The organism is Yersinia sp. 2553 StPb PI (genome assembly GCF_052217105.1).
Taxonomy (GTDB): Bacteria; Pseudomonadota; Gammaproteobacteria; order Enterobacterales; family Enterobacteriaceae; genus Yersinia; species Yersinia enterocolitica_E.
This window is the reverse complement of the sequence record NZ_JAZGPX010000002.1, coordinates 1,573,471-1,592,974: the sequence shown is the minus strand read 5'-3', so window position 1 is coordinate 1,592,974 and position 19,504 is coordinate 1,573,471. Positions and strand designations below refer to the sequence as shown.

The following is a 19,504-nucleotide window of genomic DNA, read 5'->3' as shown; positions in this document are numbered from 1 at the left end:
TTTTGCCGGGCGACGAGAATCGAGAATATAGATGTAGCTACCAATTACATCCGTTCTACCGTCTGAATACCTAAAGTATCCAGACCTTGCTTCAGTGTTTTTGCTGTCAGCATCGCCAGTTTTAGGCGGCTTTGGCGGATCTCTTCACTTTCTGCATTCAGGATCTGGCAGTGTTCGTAGAAGCTGGAGAACAAGCCTGCTAAATCATACAGGTATGAACACATCACATGTGGTGTGCCTTCACGGGCCACCGTGGTGATGACCTCTTCAAACTGCAACAGGCGGGTAGCCAGTGCTGCTTCACGGTCTTCAGTGATAACCAATGGCAATGTCAGGTTGCTTTCATCAATACCGGCACGCTTAAATACTGAAACCACGCGGGTATAAGCATATTGCATATAAGGCGCCGTGTTACCGTCCAGTGCCAGCATGTTATCCCAGTCGAAGATATAGTCAGTGGTGCGGCTCTTAGACAAGTCGGCATATTTCACCGCACCAATACCAACGGCGTCCACCACCTGCTTCAGTTCATCTGCGGGCATATCAGGATTTTTCTCGGCAATCAATTTGCCGGCACGCTCGATAGCTTCATCCAATAAATCGGCAAGCTTCACTGTACCGCCGGAGCGCGTCTTAAACGGTTTACCGTCTTTACCCAGCATCATGCCAAACATATGGTGCTCAAGGGGTACTGACTCAGGAACATAACCGGCTTTACGAACGATAGTCCAGGCCTGCATCAGATGCTGGTGCTGACGGGTATCGATGTAATACAGCACGCGGTCTGCGCCCAAGGTTTCATAGCGATATTTGGCACAAGCGATATCTGTGGTGGTGTAGAGGTAACCGCCATCCTTTTTCTGAATGATGACGCCCATTGGCTCACCATCTTTATTTTTATACTCATCCAGATACACCACGGTTGCGCCTTCGCTTTCCACCGCCAGCCCTTTGGCTTTCAGATCAGCAACAATACCCGGCAACATGGCGTTATACAGGCTTTCACCCATTACATCATCTTTGGTCAGTGTGACATTTAACCGATCGTAGGCAATCTGGTTTTGCGCCATGGTGATATCCACCAACTTGCGCCACATCTGACGGCAATACTCGTCACCGCCTTGCAGTTTCACTACATAAGCGCGGGCGCGTTGGGCAAACGCTTCATCTTCGTCATAGGTTTTCTTGGCTTGCTGATAGAAAAGCTCCAGATCCGATAAGCCCATATCACTGGCATTTTCGTTCTGCATCTTTTCCAAATAGGCAATCAACATGCCGAACTGGGTTCCCCAGTCACCCACGTGGTTAGCGCGAATAACATTGTGGCCCAGAAACTCTAAAGTGCGCACCGCTGCATCGCCGATGATGGTTGAACGCAGGTGGCCGACATGCATCTGTTTAGCCACGTTGGGTGCCGAGTAGTCAACCACGATAGTTTGCGGTTCTACCGGTGCAACACCGAGTTTCGGTGCCGTCAGCGCATGTTCTACTTTTTCTGCAACCCATTGGCGGTCCAGAAAAATATTGATAAAACCGGGGCCGGCAATCTCAACTTTGCTGGCAATGCCTGAAAGATCAAGCAGCTCGATGACTTTTTCTGCCAGTTGCCTTGGTTGCATGCCAAGTTTTTTGGCAACGGCCATTACACCATTAGCTTGATAATCGCCAAATTGAGCTTTAGCAGATTGGCGAACCTGAGCTTCGCTATCTGCTGGAGCACCTGCTGCAATCAGCGCCTGGCTGACTTTATCTGAGAGAAGAGCCTGAATATTCACCGGGTTACCTTAATTACGCACAAAAGACAGATTAATGACGCACAAGAAAATCTCTGTGCCAGTTAATTCAAACAAGGCCAAAGCCTTTCACCACAAAAATGATGGGCGGCAGAGCCGTCTGGCAGAGGGTTAGTCACAAGATGGCAGGATTTATACCATATTTGACCCTCGGCGTCAGCATCAGGCCAGTGGTTGTCGCTAATCTCATGGCTAAATAGATTAACCGGTTATTTTATTAGCAATGGCGAATGCGAAAGAACAAAACGGTTAGATTAAATATGGCTGATTAGCGGTAATAACGGTAGATTATGGCCGCGTTACTGCCCGCAATAACAATTCAAAAGGAGAGCCGGATGCGTAGCCTGAAAGATATTGCCGAATTACAGGACTTATTTACTGACTTACCATGCTTTGAGCAAAAACTGGCTCGCTTCGCCACGCGATTGAATTTGGATTTAATGCAATTTAGCGCTGATCATATTTCGTTACGTTGCCACCAAGTCGAAACCGCGCAACGTTGGCGCAGTGGGTTAGCGCAGTGCGGTGATTTGATGTCCGAGACACTGATTAATGGTCGGGTGATTTACCTGTTCGACTTGGCTCAACCTCTGGTGGTCGGGCCATGGCTGATCGATTGCGTGGAATTACCCTATCCGGGGAAAACGCATTACCCCCATCAGGGATGGGAGCATATCGAGCTAGTCTTGCCAGGGGACCCGCATACCTTGAGGTCACGTGCTCGTGCTTTATTGCCAGCCACATTACCGGAGGGTATCAGCGAGAAATTCAGTTCTCCACAAGGGGAACATGAGCGCTTAGCCAACCCGACACTGGCGGTGAGTGATGGTGAGATAACCATTAAGTTCCATCCCTATACTTTGCGGCAAATTATAGCCAGTGAGCGCAATATTTAACGTTAATGGGTTATTTATTTTGATAGCGACTTTCACTTATGGTTATCACTGTGACTGACATCTACTCATAGATTTAAAATGAGTGCCATAGTAAACGCTTAAGTATGTGTTATTAGTTTCTGTTTTTACTTGAGAGCGATCTTCGCTATTTATTCAACAGGTAAATTATTTAGTTCTTATTTATATGCCCGTAAGTAAGCGGGTATAAATACTGTCGCAGTGGCGTTCGTCAAACGGGAGAGAGAATGACTATATTGGAAATTTGTTGCTATAGCGTTGATTGCGCGCAGATAGCAGAAAAGGCAGGAGCCGACCGGATTGAATTGTGCTGCGGTCAGTCCGAAGGGGGCTTAACACCCAGCGTTGGTACATTAATGCAAGCCAATGAAACTGTTACTATTCCGGTGCATCCTATCGTAAGGCCTCGAGGTGGCGATTTTTGTTATAGCAATAATGATTTTGCAATCATCAAAAATGATATCGCGCGAATCCGTGATATGGGATTTGCGGGCGTAGTGGTTGGTGTACTGGATACCGACGGCCACATTGATATGCCACGGATGCGGGAGATAATGTCCATCAGTGGCCCATTGGCGGTCACTTTCCACCGGGCATTTGATATGTGCCAGAACCCAATGATTGCCTTACAGCAATTAACTGACCTGAATGTGGCGCGGATTTTAACCTCGGGCCAGCAGCCAAATGCTGAGCTGGGGTTGGCGTTATTAAAAGATTTGCTTGCTGCAACTCAGGATAAAGGGCCGGTTATCATGGCGGGCGCTGGGGTTCGTTTGACGAATATGCAAAAGTTTATTGATGCCGGTATCCGTGAGCTGCACAGCTCTGCCGGGCGGGCGGTCCCATCGACGATGAAATATCGCAAAGCGGGCGTCACTATGTGTGCTGACAGTGATGTTGATGAGTTTGCCCATTATTGTGTTGATGGTGATGTCGTTGAGGCAATGAAGAGTTTATTAGTGATGGGCCGCCCTCTTTCACAAAGTGCCTAGCTCTTTCAAGCGTGCTGCCAACCGTTGTACACTGCCCCGGCCAATTACGCCGGGGCTGCCTTATTATGGCTTACGCGCGATTAATACCGCTCGGAGGGGAGCAGGGTAGCCTTCTACCGTTTTACTCGGGTCATGTGGGTCAAGAAACTCGGCTAACGATTCGCTGGTCATCCAGTCAGTACGGCGTTGTTCATCGGTGGTGGTCAGCGCCATATTAGCGATCCTGACATCGACAAACCCACACTTTTCCAACCAGGCTTTCAATGCCGGTGCCGATGGAATGAAATATACGTTGCGCATCTGAGCGTAACGGTCACCCGGGACTAACACCTGTTGGCTATCGCCTGCAACGACTAAGGTTTCAAGTACCAGTTCACCGTCGCTGACCAACTGATTTTTGAGCTGATAAAGGTGGTCCAAAGGTGAGCGACGATGATACAGCACCCCCATCGAGAATACGGTATCAAAGGCTGCAAGTTCCGGCAGCTGTTCGATACCCAGTGGCAACACATGCGCTCGCTGATCCCCCCCTAGCAGTTTACGAATAGCTTCAAATTGGCATAAAAACAGCTGCATTGGGTCGATACCGACGGCCAGATGGGCACCTTCGCCAATCATGCGCCACAAATGATATCCACTACCACAACCGACATCCAAAATGCTACGGCCAGCCAGTGGGCTAATATGCGGTAACACCCGTTGCCATTTCCAGTCAGAACGCCATTCAGTATCAATATCCAGCCCATATAGCGAGAATGGGCCTTTGCGCCACGGCATCAGCGCACGCAACATATTCTCCATCCCTTCCCGCTGACCGGCAGAGATCGGGGGGGACATTTCGGCCCGTACACCGTCACGCAAATCCAAGGTGGTCGGTGTAAGTAACGGCAAATGCTCTACTGCATTAAACCAGGTTTTAAATTTGCCGTGTAACGACTCACGCTGCCAGGCACTGAGCTGAGCGGGCAGGGTATCTAACCATGGGCTTAACGGGCCTTTGGCAATCAGCCGGTAAAAATCGCCAAATTCAATCATTGCGCCTCTCCTGCTTTCAGGGCGATCAGAGAACCAAAGTTAAAGCATTGAAACCAGACTTCTGCGTGTTCAAAACCCGCCTGATGCAAGCGTTGTTTATGGGTTTCAACCGAGTCGGTTAACATGACGTTCTCCAGCATGCTGCGTTTCTGACTGATTTCCAGTTCGCTATAGCCATTAGCGCGCTTAAAATCGAGGTGCATATTGAACAGTAATTCGCCAATATCGTTATCTTCAAAATTGAATTTTTCGGATAACACCAGAGCACCTCCCGGGCGTAACCCTTGGTACACTTGGTTAAGTAGCCGCTGGCGATCTGCCGGTTCAAGGAATTGTAGGGTGAAGTTAAGCACCACCATGGAGGCATTTTCCAGCCGAATATCCAGAATATCGGACTCGACAACCTCCACCGGCGTTTCCGCCCGAAAAGCATCAAGATGGCGGCGACAACGTTCGACCATTGCCGGCGAGTTATCCACGGCAATAATTTTGCAACCTTCAGCCTTAATATTACGGCGCATTGACAGGGTGGCCGCACCCAGCGAGCAGCCGAGATCATAAATCTGGCTGTGAGGCTGCACAAAACGTTCCGCCAACATGCCTATCATCGAAATAATATTGGAGTAACCAGGGACCGATCGCTGGATCATATCGGGGAACACTTCAGCAACTTTTTCGTCGAAGGTCCAGTCACCTAACTTGGCAATAGGGGCAGCAAATAGGCTGTCACGCAGTGGCTCGATAGCCCCAGCCGGATGGCGTTGTGCGTCGTTTTGAGATTGAGTGTCGCGATTTGGCATGACTGTCATTGGCATTAACAAGAAATTTAAGGCGCATATTATAACAGAAAACCAAACGCATTAGCGTGATAATGCGTGAGAAGAGGGCTGATAGACACAGATGAGCGTGAAGGCGGTAGTCAGCCGCCCAAACTAATAGAACTCCGGCGATGGGGACCTCGCAACGGAACAAGCGATAAGCCTATCAGGTCAGACTGAAAATCTGATCCCAAGGCAAGTAGTAAATATTAGCTATAACCATTAATACCAAAGAAACATAGGTGGCACTCATCCCGGAGCGACGCCAGCGAATTTCGCGATGGCGTAAACCATAATAATGTAGCAGGCGGCCAACTATCAGCATTAATCCACAGATATGGATCATCCACGTTTCAGCACCGTTCATCTCCATCATAATGAGCAAAATGACAGCAATAGGGATATATTCTACGGCGTTCCCATGTACCCGGATAGCGGTTTGTAATTCATAAAAACCGCCGTCGCCATAAGCTACCCGGTACTGGTTTCTCAATTTAACCACATCAAATGAAAGCTTTATCAATAACAGTGCGCCCAACACGACATAAAGCGAGCTAACCATTTTCAACTCCATTGCCCAACCATAGACTGGCGGAATAATGATAACCGCCTGTTGGGTCACTGTCGCTAGAAAAATCGATGGATTGTCATTTCTTGAGGTTCAGTTTAGTGTTTGGAAAGATGAGCTTAAAACAACGTCACTTGTTCAGGCCAGTCAGGTGCGGTTGCTAGCGTCGGTATGCGTGCTGCCAACTGTTGCCATAGCTTTTGTGCTTGCTGCGGCGAGTCACTGTTATCTGGTGTGTGAATGAATAAATAAGGCTGATATTGCTGTTCCCACTGTGGCAGCCTTTGTAACCATGGCGAAAATAGAGCCAAATTATCATCTATTTGGTCGCCACCAATAAATCGCACCAAGGGATGACTGCCAGTGACGACGGCATGAACAGGGAGGCGGGGTTTCTTGCTTTGTGCATCCCGTACGGCCGCAGTTGCCGGTTTGGCGGCATGAATAGCGCGGCTATCTAATATTACCCGATTGATTGACCGTTGGTGCAAACCTTGATTGAGCGCCAACTCAGCAGCACCTTTGGCAAAAAACTCAGGATGACGCACTTCGACCCCATAATTGAAGCCTGCGGGCAATTTATCGAGAAATTGCCACAAATGGTTCAACGCATTAGGCCCAAATGCTGCGGGCAACTGTAACCACAACTGGCCAATGCGTTCATGCAGTGGAGCCAAACAGTGATAAAAAGCCTGTAGATCTTGCTCACATTCGCGCAAAGCCGCCTGATGGCTAATCGTCGAGGGGAATTTAAAGCAAAAGCGGAAACTGTCCGGCGTCATATCACGCCAGCGCTGTACTATTTCCAGCCGTGGCAATGCATAAAACGTGGTATTCCCTTCAACACAATTAAAGTAGCGGCTATAGTCAGCTAAATCCTTGATACCCAGCCGGTTCCAGGTTGGATGTTGCCATTGCGGCAGTCCGATATACATATTTTACCCTTCTTACTTGGCGCTACAGCGTTGTTAGCTGCACTCATTCACCCGAATCACTGACTAATGTCAGCTCATCGGGATTCATTCATTTGCTGCCTAGCTGTAACACCAATTAATTTGGGTAAACTTTTATCACTTGGCGCTACAGCGTTGTTAGCTGCGCTGACGTTATAGCGTTACGCGTTAAGGGCCGCAAGAATTTCGCTACTGCTGCGCACGCGGGATATCCGCGGGAAAATATGGGTAAATGCGAACTGCTGCATCTCGCTGCTCGCCGTACTGCAACCATCTTCGGCAATCACCAACTCATAACCGTGCTCCCAAGCGGCACGAGCTGTTGATTCCACACCGATATTGGTGGCAATCCCCGCCAATACGATGGTCTTTATGCCGCGTCGGCGTAATTGTAAATCCAAATCTGTGCCGTAAAATGCGCCCCACTGGTGTTTAGTAATTTTGATATCTTGATCAGCCACCGCGAGTTGTTCTGGGAACGTCCACCATGAGTCTGGCAACCCACCCTCGGGGGCAGGACTTGGCTGATCTACGGGCTGTTTTAGTGCCTCGGCGAAGGAGTCAGACCAACCCACTCGCACTAAAACCACCGGAGCACCCAGCAGGCGAAACTGCTTTGCCAATTGTGCGTTGGTGGCGATGACCTGTTCAGCCCTATAGGGGCCTTTGGCAAAAGGTAAGATCCCTTGTTGTAGGTCAATCAGTACCAGTGCGGTGGTTTTTGCATCAAGTTTCATTCTGTTACGCCTCAATATCATTATGCGAAAGTCTGGATGAGCGGTTCCACCTGCTGACCCGTTGTTGCTAGCATATGTTATCGGGCGGTCCTTGTGAGGGGATAAATTTGTTAAATGATGTGTTAAAACATCGCTGAAAGGGATTTTGTCATGCCTGAGCTGTGCGTTCGCTCTTATCTATACCATGAAATTCCTTTATAATGGCCCCCATTTTTCAAGACTCTTTAATCCAAAACACCTAAGAAAACAGTCGCACGGACAGTGCATAACGCGTGTGGCATCGGCTGAGTAAAAGGATATTGTATGCGTACTGAGTATTGCGGGCAGTTGAATCTGTCCCATGTGGGCCAAAGCGTTACACTTTGTGGTTGGGTTAACCGTCGTCGTGACCTCGGTGGTCTGATTTTTATTGATATGCGTGATCGCGAAGGCATCGTTCAGGTATTTTTCGATCCAGACCATAAAGCCGCTTTTGAACAGGCTTCAGAGTTGCGTAATGAGTTCTGTATCCAGATTACCGGCACCGTGCGTGCGCGCCCAGATAGCCAAATCAATAAAGATATGTCGACGGGGGAAGTGGAAATCTTTGCCAATGCGCTGAATATCATCAACCGTTCTGAGCCGTTGCCACTGGACTCTAATCAGACCAACACTGAAGAGCAGCGTCTGAAGTATCGCTATTTGGATTTGCGTCGCCCGGAAATGGCCGATCGCCTGAAAACCCGTGCAAAAATCACCAGCTTTGTCCGTCGCTTTATGGACAGCCATGGTTTTCTCGATATTGAAACCCCAATGCTGACCAAGGCAACGCCAGAAGGTGCGCGTGACTATCTGGTGCCAAGCCGGGTACACAAAGGCAAGTTCTATGCATTGCCACAATCACCACAACTGTTTAAACAGTTGCTGATGATGTCTGGCTTTGACCGTTATTATCAGATCGTAAAATGCTTCCGTGATGAAGATTTGCGTGCTGACCGCCAGCCTGAATTCACCCAAATCGATGTTGAAACCTCTTTCATGACCGCCGATCAAGTGCGCGAAGTGATGGAGAGACTGGTGCGTGAATTGTGGCAGGAAACCAACGGTGTCGAGCTGGGTGATTTCCCGGTGATGACTTTTGCTGAAGCTATGCGTCGTTTCGGTTCTGATAAACCAGACCTGCGTAACCCAATGGAATTGGTGGATGTTGCGGATCTGGTTAAAGAGGTTGAGTTTAAAGTCTTCTCTGGCCCGGCAAATGATGTCAAAGGTCGTGTCGCTGCACTGCGTGTTCCCGGTGGCGCACAGGTTACCCGTAAGCAAATTGATGAGTACGGCCAGTTTGTCAACATCTATGGCGCGAAAGGCTTGGCATGGTTGAAAGTCAATGACCGTGCAGCCGGCGTTGAGGGTGTACAAAGCCCCATTGCGAAATTCCTCACTGCAGAGGTGCTGGAAGCCATTCTGGCTCGCACTCAGGCTGAAAGCGGCGATATCCTGTTCTTTGGTGCCGATAGCAACAAAATCGTCACTGACGCGATGGGTGCATTGCGTCTGAAAGTAGGTCGTGATCTGGAACTGACCAAACTGGGAACATGGGCGCCGCTGTGGGTGGTTGACTTCCCGATGTTTGAAGATGATAGCGAAGGCGGCCTAACGGCGATGCATCATCCGTTTACTGCACCAAAAGAGATGAGCCCAGAGCAATTGGCTGCGGCACCGACTACGGCTATCGCCAATGCGTACGATATGGTGATTAACGGTTATGAAGTAGGTGGCGGTTCCGTGCGTATTCACCGTACCGAAATGCAGCAACAGGTGTTTGGTATTCTGGGTATCAATGAACACGAGCAGCGTGAGAAATTTGGCTTCCTGCTGGACGCATTGAAATATGGCACACCACCACACGCAGGTCTGGCTTTCGGTCTGGATCGTCTGGTGATGCTGCTGACCGGTACTGATAACATTCGTGATGTCATTGCTTTCCCGAAAACCACTGCGGCGGCTTGTCTGATGACCGATGCGCCAAGCTTTGCTAATCCTGCTTCTCTGCAAGAGCTGTCAATCAGCGTAGTGGCGAAGAAAGGGGCAACAGACGTAGCGGAAGAAGAGAATAAGTAATGAATTATATATACCCAATAGATTTCAAGATGCAGGAAGGCGGCAAGCAAGAGAATCCCGGTGAGCTTACACCGGTAAGTGATTCGGATGATTGAGCGAAGCCAACACACTTGCAGTTTGAAAGATGACGGGTATAAGCGCCCAGAATCAATACTGGCGGTGATCTACGCCAGATCCAGTGGTCGGGTGTTGATGTTGCAACGGCGTGATGATCCTGATTTTTGGCAGTCGGTGACCGGCAGTCTGGAAGAGGGGGAAGCGCCGCGGCAAACCGCACAGCGCGAAGTAAAGGAAGAAGTCGGCATTGATATACTGGGTGAAAACCTTGATCTACTCGACTGCCTGCGTTGTGTGGAATTTGAACTCTTTGTGCATTTGCGCCGTCGCTATGCGCCGGGTGTTACGCGGAATAAAGAACATTGGTTCTGTCTGGCGTTACCCGAAGAGCGGGATGTGGTTATCACCGAACATCTTGCCTACCAGTGGTTAGATGCTGCAGATGCCGCAGCATTAACTAAATCCTGGAGTAATCAGCAAGCGATTGAAGAGTATGTTCTTTATTCAAGCTAGTATTTTTGGAGATACTTATTTATGGCAGGTCATAGTAAATGGGCCAACACAAAACACCGCAAAGCGGCACAGGATGCTAAGCGCGGTAAGATTTTCACTAAAATTATCCGTGAGCTGGTGACTGCGGCACGTCTGGGTGGTGGTGATCCCGGCGCAAACCCACGTTTACGTGCGGCCATCGATAAAGCGTTATCGAATAATATGACGCGTGACACCCTGAACCGCGCAATTGCCCGTGGTGTTGGTGGTGACGAAGATAACAATATGGAAACCATTATTTACGAAGGCTACGGACCTGGCGGCACTGCCGTGATGGTTGAATGTCTGAGTGATAACCGTAACCGTACCGTATCTGAAGTCCGCCATGCATTCACTAAGACCAGCGGTAATTTGGGAACCGATGGTTCTGTTTCCTATCTGTTTACCAAAAAAGGCGTCATTTCTTACGCACCAGGTCTGGCTGAAGATACCGTGATGGATGCGGCATTGGAAGCGGGTGCCGATGATATCGTGGTATATGATGACGGTGCTATTGATGTGTTCACTGCTTGGGAGTCATTGGGCGCGGTGAAAGATGCTTTGGATGCAGCGGGTCTGGTGGCTGAAGGTGCTGAAGTTGCGTTGATTCCATCAACCAAAGCGGATTTGGATGCAGAAACCGCACCAAAACTGCTGCGTTTGATCGATATGCTGGAAGATTCTGATGATGTGCAAGAGGTTTACCATAACGGTGAAATCTCTGATGAAGTGGCGGCAACATTGTAAAACAGCGTCATCTCATCCGGTTGTTCAATGAGTTATGTCATTCTCACTGGCCGCATTCTGTGGCCAGTGTTTTTAGAGGCACCCCCGGTATTGCACAGGTACGGTGCCTTTGCTCATTAATGTTACTCAACATAATATTAATGAGAAGCAATGCAGCGAATAAGGTAAAAAACTGGTATGGCGATCGTATTAGGCATCGATCCCGGTTCTCGTGTCACCGGTTATGGCGTTATTCGCCAGCAAGGCCGTCAGCTCACTTATCTGGGCAGCGGTTGTATCCGCACTGTTGTTGACGATATGCCTACTCGTCTGAAGCTAATTTATGCTGGTGTGACTGAAATTATCACTCAGTTCCAACCTGATTTTTTTGCTATTGAACAAGTGTTTATGGCGAAAAACCCGGATTCGGCGTTAAAGCTGGGGCAAGCACGCGGCGCTGCAATTGTTGCTGCGGTAAACCTGAATTTACCGGTTTCTGAATATGCAGCCCGCCAGGTAAAGCAAACTGTGGTGGGAACCGGGGCGGCAGAAAAAAGTCAGGTTCAACATATGGTGCGTTCACTGTTAAAACTGCCAGCGAATCCCCAGGCCGATGCGGCTGATGCATTAGCTATTGCGATAACCCATTGCCATCTTAGTCAAAATACCTTGCGATTGGGGAATGACCAAATGACATTGGCGCGTGGCAGAATTCGCTAACCCATTACCAGACGCGAACAGGTTAACAGTTATTGTTGGCTGGATATCCATCCAGCCTTTTTTATGCTATAAACAGCCATTATGTTTATACCCGACCGCGGGTAAACGAGGAGAGAGTCAACGTGATAGGGCGCCTCAGAGGTATCATTCTGGAAAAACAGCCACCGTTGGTGCTGTTGGAAACAAACGGTGTTGGCTATGAAGTCCAATTACCAATGACCTGCTTTTATGAGCTGCCGGACTTGGGGCAGGAAGCCATTATCTTTACCCAATTTATCGTGCGTGAAGATGCTCAGCTTTTGTATGGCTTTAATGATAAGCAGGAGCGGGCGCTGTTTCGCGAACTGATTAAAGTTAACGGTGTTGGTCCTAAACTGGCGCTGGCCATTCTCTCCGGCATGTCTGCGCAGCAATTTGTGGCCGCGGTTGAACGGGAAGACATTACCACTTTGGTTAAATTACCCGGTGTCGGCAAGAAGACGGCCGAACGGCTGGTGGTGGAAATGAAAGACCGCTTTAAAGGTCTGAATGGCGATCTGTTCAATAATACCGGCGATATTCAGTTGCCCGCCAGTTCATCGCAAACATCGGATGCCGATATTGAGGCGGAAGCTGCTTCGGCACTGGTTGCTTTGGGCTATAAACCACAGGAAGCCAGCCGTTTGGTGAGCAAAATTGCTAAACCGGGTGCTGACTGTGAAACCCTGATCCGCGACGCTCTGCGTTCCGCATTATAGAGTGAGTCATACAGGATGATTGAAGCAGACCGCCTGATATCGGCAGGTATTATCAGTGATGAAGAGAGCATTGATCGGGCTATCCGACCAAAGCTATTGGCAGAATATGTCGGGCAGCCCCACGTCCGCGAGCAAATGGAAATCTTCATTCAGGCGGCAAAACAGCGTGGCGACGCGCTTGATCATGTCCTGATTTTCGGCCCGCCAGGGCTGGGTAAAACCACATTGGCAAATATTGTTGCTAATGAGATGGGGGTGAACCTGCGAACTACCTCCGGCCCGGTCTTGGAAAAGGCCGGTGACTTAGCGGCGATGCTGACCAATCTTGAACCACACGATGTCCTGTTTATTGATGAAATCCATCGATTATCGCCGGTTGTAGAGGAGATCCTCTATCCGGCAATGGAAGATTATCAATTGGATATCATGATTGGTGAAGGCCCCGCCGCCCGTTCAATCAAACTTGATCTGCCGCCATTTACCCTGATTGGTGCCACCACTCGCGCCGGTTCATTGACCTCTCCACTGCGTGACAGGTTTGGTATTGTGCAACGCCTGGAATTTTATCAGGTGGCAGATTTAGAACATATTGTCGCGCGCAGTGCCAAGTGTATGGGGTTGGAACTGACGCCAGAAGGGGCTCATCAACTGGCGCGTCGTTCAAGAGGGACGCCACGTATCACTAACCGTCTGCTGCGCCGGGTGCGAGATTTTGCTGAGGTCAGAGCCGATGGCGCGATTAACGGCGATGTGGCGATGAAAGCGCTAGATATGCTTAATGTCGATGCCGAAGGGTTTGACTTTATGGACCGTAAGCTGTTGCTCGCCGTGATTGACAAGTTTATGGGCGGTCCGGTAGGGCTGGATAACTTGGCCGCCGCGATTGGCGAAGAGCGGGAAACGATTGAAGACGTACTGGAACCTTATTTGATCCAACAAGGTTTTATTCAACGCACACCACGTGGGCGAATTGCCACCAATCATGCTTACAAACATTTTGGGATTACCCGCGAAGAGTAAATTTTTTGATGCAGGGCTGAGCCAATGCCAGCCCTGATGGAGTGATAGTCAGGCGGTTGCTTGTTCGCCGACAGGTATGTTAATCATTCGATTAAGCCATGGAATGAGTAGCGCCATAACCAGTGCAATGGCCAGTGTGGCGATGCCAATTTTGCCAAAAACATCGGTATAGATAGGCAGTGTTTCGAGTGGGTCTGTTATCCCTTCTGGTGTCGCGGTAAAGGTGGCAACATAACCGCCAATCAGGAACGATGCGGCTTGCGTCAGGAACCACATCCCCAGAATAAAGCCCATCAGATATTGCGGTACCAGTGCCGCCACCATCGCTAAACCTAAAGCACTGATCATCAATTCCCCCAGGCTCTGGAATAAGTAAACCAGAACGATAAACCAAGGTGATGTCAGACCTTGTGCATCAGCAAACCACATCCCCGCGGCGGCCGCTGTCAGAAAACCCAGTGAACATAAAAACATACCTAAAGTAAATTTGGCCGGCATCGATAAGTCACGGTTTTTACTGCCCAGGCGGGTATAAATTGAGGCTAAAATCGGGCTGGCCACCACTACCCAGAATGGATTTAGTGCCTGGAAACTCACCGGATTGATAGTGAAACCAAGAATTTCATGATGAACATTATTGATGGCGAAGAAGTTGAGTGACGTCGGCATCTGTGCATACAGCACGTAGAAGACGATAGCTTCAATCATCAGAATAAAAGCGACATACATTTTATTGCGGCCTAATTTATCCTGCTTAAATGCTTCTTTGAAAAAGATAAATACCACAATCAACGATAAGACGATCAGCACCAGATTGGCAATCACCACATGGTTCATTAACCAAGCACAGAGACATATCATCACCGCACTACCAGCCAGTACCAGTAGCAAGTTTCGCCAATTTAACGGTTTAGCATCAGGCTCGGAACCGATATGACTCACCATATGGCGGCAGCAGAAATAGACCAACAAAGCAAAAATCAAACCAATACCGCACAAATAATAGGTCACGGTATAACCGAAGCGTTCGGCAATAACCGGAGCCAATGACAGTGAAATTAGGGAGCCGATATTGATCGACATGTAAAACAAGGTGAAGGCCCCATCAAGGCGTGGATCTTTGGGGAGATAGCATTTTGACAATAGGCTAGCCGGATTAGCTTTAAACAAACCATTACCGACAGCAATGGTCCCCAAAGCAAAGAAGATTAGATTTGGGTTATATAGTGATAAACCGGTAGCAAAGTATCCGAGAGCCAGCACGATAGCGCCTAATACCATGGTGCGTTTAGTGCCTAATAAATGGTCGCCGACATATCCACCAATCGAAATCAGGCCATAAACCAAAGCGGCAAAAGCCCCAAAAGTGACAAACGCTTGTTCCTGTGAAAACCCTAACTGCTTTACGAAGAAAACAGCAAGAATACCTTGAACACCGTAATAACCGAACCTCTCCCATAGTTCGACAAAGAAAATCATGAAGAATGGTTTGGGTTGCTGAAGTAAACCAGTGGGTGTGGATCTATCCATGAGAACCGCCTCTGCGGAATAATCATTCTGCGTAAATTGGGAGCATACAAGCCCATGCAGAAATGAAAGAGGTATCTGCATAACCATTATATTGCTCATTGATTTGAGTGATAGGCAGGGTATTACACTGCAATTTTATTGTATTTGTGGTTGATCACACTAATTAAAATATAAAATACAGAATTGATGATTGTTGGAATATTTAGCAATAGACGCTAATCGTGAACGAGGTTATTGCTATTAGTGGCGGGAGTTAATGGTTTGAGAACATTAATGGTAAGGGTGGATAGGGGGTTTATTACTCTAACCCCCCTTTAATCGAGCAATTATCCACGCGCCTTTTGTGACAGGCTGAGTACAAACATGACCGCCGCACAAAGTACCACTGAAGGCCCAGCGGGGGTGTCATAGAAAGCAGAGAATGTCAGACCACCGGTCACGGCAACAATACCGATACCGATGGCAATTCCAGCCATCTGTTCGGGGGTTCGGGCAAAACGACGAGCTGCCGCAGCAGGAATGATTAGCAGTGAGGTGATAATCAGCGCGCCAACAAACTTCATCGACAGCCCGATAGTCAGTGCGGTGACCAGCATTAGCAACATCCGTACCCGTTCTAGGTTGACCCCATCAACATGAGCCAGCTCCGGGCTAACCGTCATTGACAGCAGTGCCCGCCATTGCCAACACAGCACCGCTAACACCACAATAACACCTACGGCAATCAACCAGATATCACTCAGTGTTACGGAAAGCAGATCACCAAACAGATAGGCCATTAAATCGACCCGGACATTATGCATCAGACTCACGACCACCAGGCCCAGTGATAATGCGCTGTGAGCCATGATCCCCAGTAGCGTATCGACTGCTAACTGTGGGCGGCGTTCTAACCACACCAAAATCACGGCTAATACCATGGTCATTACAATCACGGCATAAAACGGATTCACATTTAGCAGTAAACCAAAAGCAACACCCAGTAAGGAGGCATGGGCCAGAGTATCACCAAAATAGGACATTCGACGCCAAACGACGAACGACCCCAGCGGGCCGGCCGCTGTTGCCAATAATACTCCTGCTAACCAGCCAGGTAGCAATAATTCAATCATGCCTCACGACTCCCGCTGTTCTTCAAAATAATCTTTCCGTGCAAATCGTGTCGATGATTATGGTGGTGGCGATAAACCGCTAGCTGCTCAGCGCCACGATTGCCAAACATGGCAATAAATTCAGGATGAGTGGAAACAACCTCTGGTGCACCAGAACAGCAGATATGTTGGTTAAGGCATAATACTTCATCAGTTTTGGCCATCACTAAATGCAAGTCATGGGAAACCATCATAACAGCACAGCCTAACTCTTTACGCAGTTGCTCGATTAAGTCGTATAGCGCTAATTGCCCATTAACATCAACACCTTGCGTTGGCTCATCCAGTACCAGTAACTGCGGTTTGTTCAGTAATGCACGGGCTAACAGCACGCGTTGGTTCTCACCGCCAGACAGTCTTTGCATGGGTTGGTCTAATAAATGTGCTGCATGCACACGCTTGAGTGCCGGCAGGATATCCGCCTTTTTGACACCCGGTTTCAAACGCATAAAACGGCTTACAGTGAGCGGTAATGTGGCATCCAAATGAAGTTTTTGCGGAACATAACCGATGCGTAAGCCCGGCTGACGGACAAGCGTGCCGCTGGTGGGAGGAATCAGCCCCAGTACCACGCGAACCAGCGTCGATTTACCGGCACCATTTGGCCCAAGCAGGGTGAGAATTCTTCCCGGTCGCAGTGAAAGGGAGATATCGTTCAGTACCCGCCGGCTACCAAAAGTGACGGATATATTATGTAGAGTTACCAATGTGGACATTATGATTACGTTTGCAGAACCGAGTGAATGTTATAATATTACGCTTTACCCAACAAAACGTCGAGAATTCGTATTATGTTACATAAAAAAAAATGGCTAAAGCGGGCAATGCTAGCCAGCGCAATTTTAATTGCCAACCCATTTAATATTGCCTCAGCGGCGGTCGTTACATCAGTACGGCCATTAGGTTTTATTGCCTCTGCCATTGCCGATGGGGTGTTACCAACGGAAGTATTATTGCCCGATGGTGCATCGCCACACGATTATGCGCTTCGTCCGTCGGATGTCCAGCGGTTACGCAGTGCCGAGCTGGTTATTTGGGTCGGACCAGAAATGGAAGCATTTTTAACAAAACCATTGACACAAGTTGCTGATAATAAAAAGATTGCACTGGCTGAGTTACCTTCAGTTACACCTTTATTGATCAAAGGTGACGAACATGATGAACATGAAGGTGAAACCGCAGGGCATGACCATGATCATGCTGAAGATAATCACAGTGACGAGCACCATCATGGCGAGAACAACATGCATATTTGGTTGTCGCCAACGATTGCGAAACAATCTGCAATCGCTATTCACGACAGATTATTGGAACTTATGCCACAAAATAAGGACAAATTAGATGCAAACCTGCGCCGATTCGAGGATCAACTAGCGCAAAACGAAAAAAATATTGCTACTATGTTGAAGCCTGCCCAAGGTAAGGGATATTTCGTCTTTCATGATGCCTATGGCTACTTTGAAAAACACTTTGGCTTGAGCCCGTTAGGGTATTTTACAGTCAATCCCGAAATACAGCCTGGTGCGCAGCGTTTACATCAAATTCGAACACAGTTGGTTGAGCATAAAGCGGTATGCGTTTTTGCTGAGCCACAATTCAGGCCGGCCGTCATTAATGCCGTTGCTAAAGGAACAAATGTGCGTTCAGGCACCTTGGATCCCTTGGGCAGCGGTATCGTATTAGGCAAGGACAGCTATGTGAACTTTTTGTCTCAGTTGTCGAACCAATACGTGAGCTGCCTGAAGTAAGATTAAAAGGATACTCATAAGTGCAGCAGATAGTCCGAACTATCACCTTGGCGTATAACAATCTCCCTCGACCCCACCGTATTATGCTGGGGTCGTTGACTGTAATGACACTGGCCGTAGCTGTTTGGCGGCCTTTTGTTTATCACCCCGAGCATGAACCTGTCGCTAAGAGCGTGGTATTAGATACCAGCCAAACCCGCATTTTATTACCTGAAGCCAGCGAACCCATCGATCAGCCCACGCCTGATGATGAAATTCCACAAGATGAGCTAGATGCCAAAGATGTTAGTGAAACCGGTGTTCATGAGTATGTGGTTTCAACTGGGGATACCCTGAGCAGCATTCTTACCCAGTACGGCATTGATATCTCTGATGTGTCGCTGTTGGCGACGCAAAACCGTGATCTGCGTAATCTGAAGATCGGGCAGCAAATCTCTTGGACCGTCAATGATACCGGTGATTTACAGAGCTTGACTTGGGAAGTTTCTCGTCGTGAAACGCGGACTTATGACCGTGTTGGCAATAATTTCAAAGAGACCAAAGAGCTACAAAAAGGTGAGTGGAGCAACAAGGTTCTGACGGGTCGCCTTGATGGCAGCTTTGTCACCAGCGCCAGGAAGGCAGGCTTGACGGCTTCCGAGATTCGCGCGGTCACTAAAGCATTACAGTGGCAGCTTGACTTCGCCAAACTGCGTAAAGGTGATCAATTCTCGGTTTTGATGTCACGTGAAATTCTTGATGGCCGCAGTGAGCAAAGCCAGCTGGTCGGGGTGCGTATGCGTTCCGGTGGTAAGGATTACTACGCTATCCGTGCCGATGACGGTAAATTTTATGACCGGCTTGGTTCTGGCCTGGCCCGTGGTTTCATGCGTTTCCCTACCATGAAGCAATTCCGGGTGTCGTCAAACTTTAACCCACGCCGCCTAAACCCGGTAACCGGGCGTATTGCCCCGCATAAAGGTGTGGATTTCTCTATGCCTGTCGGGACGCCAGTGCTCGCCGTCGGTGATGGTGAAGTCGTGATCGCAAAACGCAGTGGGGCTGCGGGTAACTATGTTGCTATCCGCCATGGTCGCCAATACACCACCCGTTATATGCATCTGAAAAAGTTGTTGGTCAAGCCAGGTCAAAAAGTAAAACGTGGTGATCGTATCGCATTGTCAGGTAATACTGGCCGCTCTACTGGTCCTCATTTGCACTATGAATTCTGGATGAATCAGCAAGCCGTTAATCCATTAACCGCTAAATTACCGCGCTCAGAAGGCTTGAGTGGTAAAGACCGCAGTGAATATCTGGCTATCGCCAAGCAGGTCATTCCGCAGTTACAACTGGATTAACCGCTATCCAGTAACCACTATCTACCGGAGTGTTATA

Annotated in this window: 19 protein-coding genes; 10 read left to right on the top strand and 9 right to left on the bottom strand. The window is 48.7% G+C overall.

Features of this window, described 5'->3' with window-relative positions; genetic code table 11:
* Positions 1–44: 44 nt before the first annotated feature.
* Positions 45–1,775: an arginine--tRNA ligase gene (gene argS / locus V2A84_RS08575; protein WP_083159009.1), complete on the bottom strand. Its 1,731-nt coding sequence runs from the start codon at positions 1,773–1,775 to the stop codon at positions 45–47.
* A 353-nt stretch (positions 1,776–2,128) separates the two neighbouring features.
* Between argS and V2A84_RS08570 the strand changes: the two genes are divergently transcribed.
* Together V2A84_RS08570 and cutC are read left to right on the top strand one after the other, a co-directional pair.
* Positions 2,129–2,689 carry a VOC family protein gene (locus V2A84_RS08570; protein WP_083159008.1) on the top strand — a complete coding sequence of 187 codons (561 nt, stop codon included), beginning with the start codon at positions 2,129–2,131 and terminating at the stop codon, positions 2,687–2,689.
* Positions 2,690–2,934: 245 nt separating this feature from the next.
* Positions 2,935–3,699 carry a copper homeostasis protein CutC gene (gene cutC, locus V2A84_RS08565; RefSeq protein WP_083159007.1) on the top strand — a complete coding sequence of 255 codons (765 nt, stop codon included), beginning with the start codon at positions 2,935–2,937 and terminating at the stop codon, positions 3,697–3,699.
* Positions 3,700–3,762: 63 nt separating this feature from the next.
* On the opposite strand, the gene cmoB is transcribed toward cutC, so the two are convergent.
* From cmoB to V2A84_RS08540, 5 genes are all read right to left on the bottom strand, one after another.
* Complete coding sequence (gene cmoB, locus V2A84_RS08560) at positions 3,763–4,734, bottom strand: tRNA 5-methoxyuridine(34)/uridine 5-oxyacetic acid(34) synthase CmoB (RefSeq protein ID WP_102970420.1); 972 nt, start codon at positions 4,732–4,734, stop codon at positions 3,763–3,765.
* Positions 4,731–5,534, bottom strand: coding sequence for a carboxy-S-adenosyl-L-methionine synthase CmoA (gene cmoA / locus V2A84_RS08555; RefSeq protein ID WP_102970419.1), 804 nt, complete (start codon positions 5,532–5,534; stop codon positions 4,731–4,733). The genes cmoB and cmoA overlap by 4 nt, the downstream gene beginning before the upstream one ends.
* 184 nt (positions 5,535–5,718) lie before the next feature.
* Positions 5,719–6,114: an MAPEG family protein gene (locus V2A84_RS08550; protein WP_083163679.1), complete on the bottom strand. Its 396-nt coding sequence runs from the start codon at positions 6,112–6,114 to the stop codon at positions 5,719–5,721.
* A gap of 125 nt (positions 6,115–6,239) precedes the next feature.
* Positions 6,240–7,055 (bottom strand): DUF72 domain-containing protein, encoded by an 816-nt coding sequence (locus V2A84_RS08545; RefSeq protein WP_083159006.1) that lies wholly within the window; start codon positions 7,053–7,055, stop codon positions 6,240–6,242.
* A gap of 179 nt (positions 7,056–7,234) precedes the next feature.
* A complete protein-coding gene (locus V2A84_RS08540) occupies positions 7,235–7,810 on the bottom strand; it encodes a hydrolase (RefSeq protein WP_153046284.1) in 576 nt (191 codons plus the stop codon).
* Positions 7,811–8,113: 303 nt separating this feature from the next.
* Here V2A84_RS08540 and aspS point away from each other — a divergent pair, with 303 nt between their 5' ends.
* From aspS to ruvB, 6 genes are all read left to right on the top strand, one after another.
* Complete coding sequence (aspS, locus tag V2A84_RS08535) at positions 8,114–9,910, top strand: aspartate--tRNA ligase (protein WP_083159004.1); 1,797 nt, start codon at positions 8,114–8,116, stop codon at positions 9,908–9,910.
* A gap of 87 nt (positions 9,911–9,997) precedes the next feature.
* The gene (gene nudB, locus V2A84_RS08530; RefSeq protein ID WP_102970418.1) at positions 9,998–10,480 is read left to right on the top strand and encodes a dihydroneopterin triphosphate diphosphatase; all 483 of its coding nucleotides are present in this window, start codon (positions 9,998–10,000) and stop codon (positions 10,478–10,480) included.
* 21 nt (positions 10,481–10,501) lie between these two features.
* Positions 10,502–11,245 (top strand): YebC/PmpR family DNA-binding transcriptional regulator, encoded by a 744-nt coding sequence (locus V2A84_RS08525; RefSeq protein WP_442848700.1) that lies wholly within the window; start codon positions 10,502–10,504, stop codon positions 11,243–11,245.
* A 177-nt stretch (positions 11,246–11,422) separates the two neighbouring features.
* The gene (gene ruvC, locus V2A84_RS08520; RefSeq protein WP_005185237.1) at positions 11,423–11,944 is read left to right on the top strand and encodes a crossover junction endodeoxyribonuclease RuvC; all 522 of its coding nucleotides are present in this window, start codon (positions 11,423–11,425) and stop codon (positions 11,942–11,944) included.
* A 122-nt stretch (positions 11,945–12,066) separates the two neighbouring features.
* Entirely contained in the window at positions 12,067–12,681 is a 615-nt protein-coding gene (gene ruvA / locus V2A84_RS08515) for a Holliday junction branch migration protein RuvA (RefSeq protein ID WP_083159002.1), read from the top strand.
* Between the two features lie 15 nt (positions 12,682–12,696).
* Positions 12,697–13,701 (top strand): Holliday junction branch migration DNA helicase RuvB, encoded by a 1,005-nt coding sequence (ruvB, locus tag V2A84_RS08510; protein ID WP_083159001.1) that lies wholly within the window; start codon positions 12,697–12,699, stop codon positions 13,699–13,701.
* A gap of 48 nt (positions 13,702–13,749) precedes the next feature.
* Here the strand turns inward: ruvB and dtpB are convergent, their stop codons facing one another.
* The 3 genes from dtpB to znuC form a co-directional block, all read right to left on the bottom strand.
* A complete protein-coding gene (gene dtpB, locus V2A84_RS08505; protein WP_083159000.1) occupies positions 13,750–15,231 on the bottom strand; it encodes a dipeptide/tripeptide permease DtpB in 1,482 nt (493 codons plus the stop codon).
* Between the two features lie 326 nt (positions 15,232–15,557).
* Entirely contained in the window at positions 15,558–16,343 is a 786-nt protein-coding gene (znuB, locus tag V2A84_RS08500; protein ID WP_083158999.1) for a zinc ABC transporter permease subunit ZnuB, read from the bottom strand.
* Positions 16,340–17,098, bottom strand: a complete 759-nt coding sequence (znuC, locus tag V2A84_RS08495; protein WP_083158998.1) for a zinc ABC transporter ATP-binding protein ZnuC — start codon at positions 17,096–17,098, stop codon at positions 16,340–16,342. Before znuC ends, znuB begins: the two co-directional genes overlap by 4 nt.
* Positions 17,099–17,173: 75 nt before the next feature.
* On the opposite strand from znuC, the gene znuA reads away from it, so the two are divergent.
* Both znuA and mepM read left to right on the top strand, forming a co-directional pair.
* Positions 17,174–18,130, top strand: a complete 957-nt coding sequence (gene znuA / locus V2A84_RS08490) for a zinc ABC transporter substrate-binding protein ZnuA (RefSeq protein ID WP_083158997.1) — start codon at positions 17,174–17,176, stop codon at positions 18,128–18,130.
* Positions 18,131–18,150: 20 nt separating this feature from the next.
* A complete protein-coding gene (mepM, locus tag V2A84_RS08485; protein WP_102970417.1) occupies positions 18,151–19,467 on the top strand; it encodes a murein DD-endopeptidase MepM in 1,317 nt (438 codons plus the stop codon).
* Positions 19,468–19,504 lie beyond the last annotated feature (37 nt).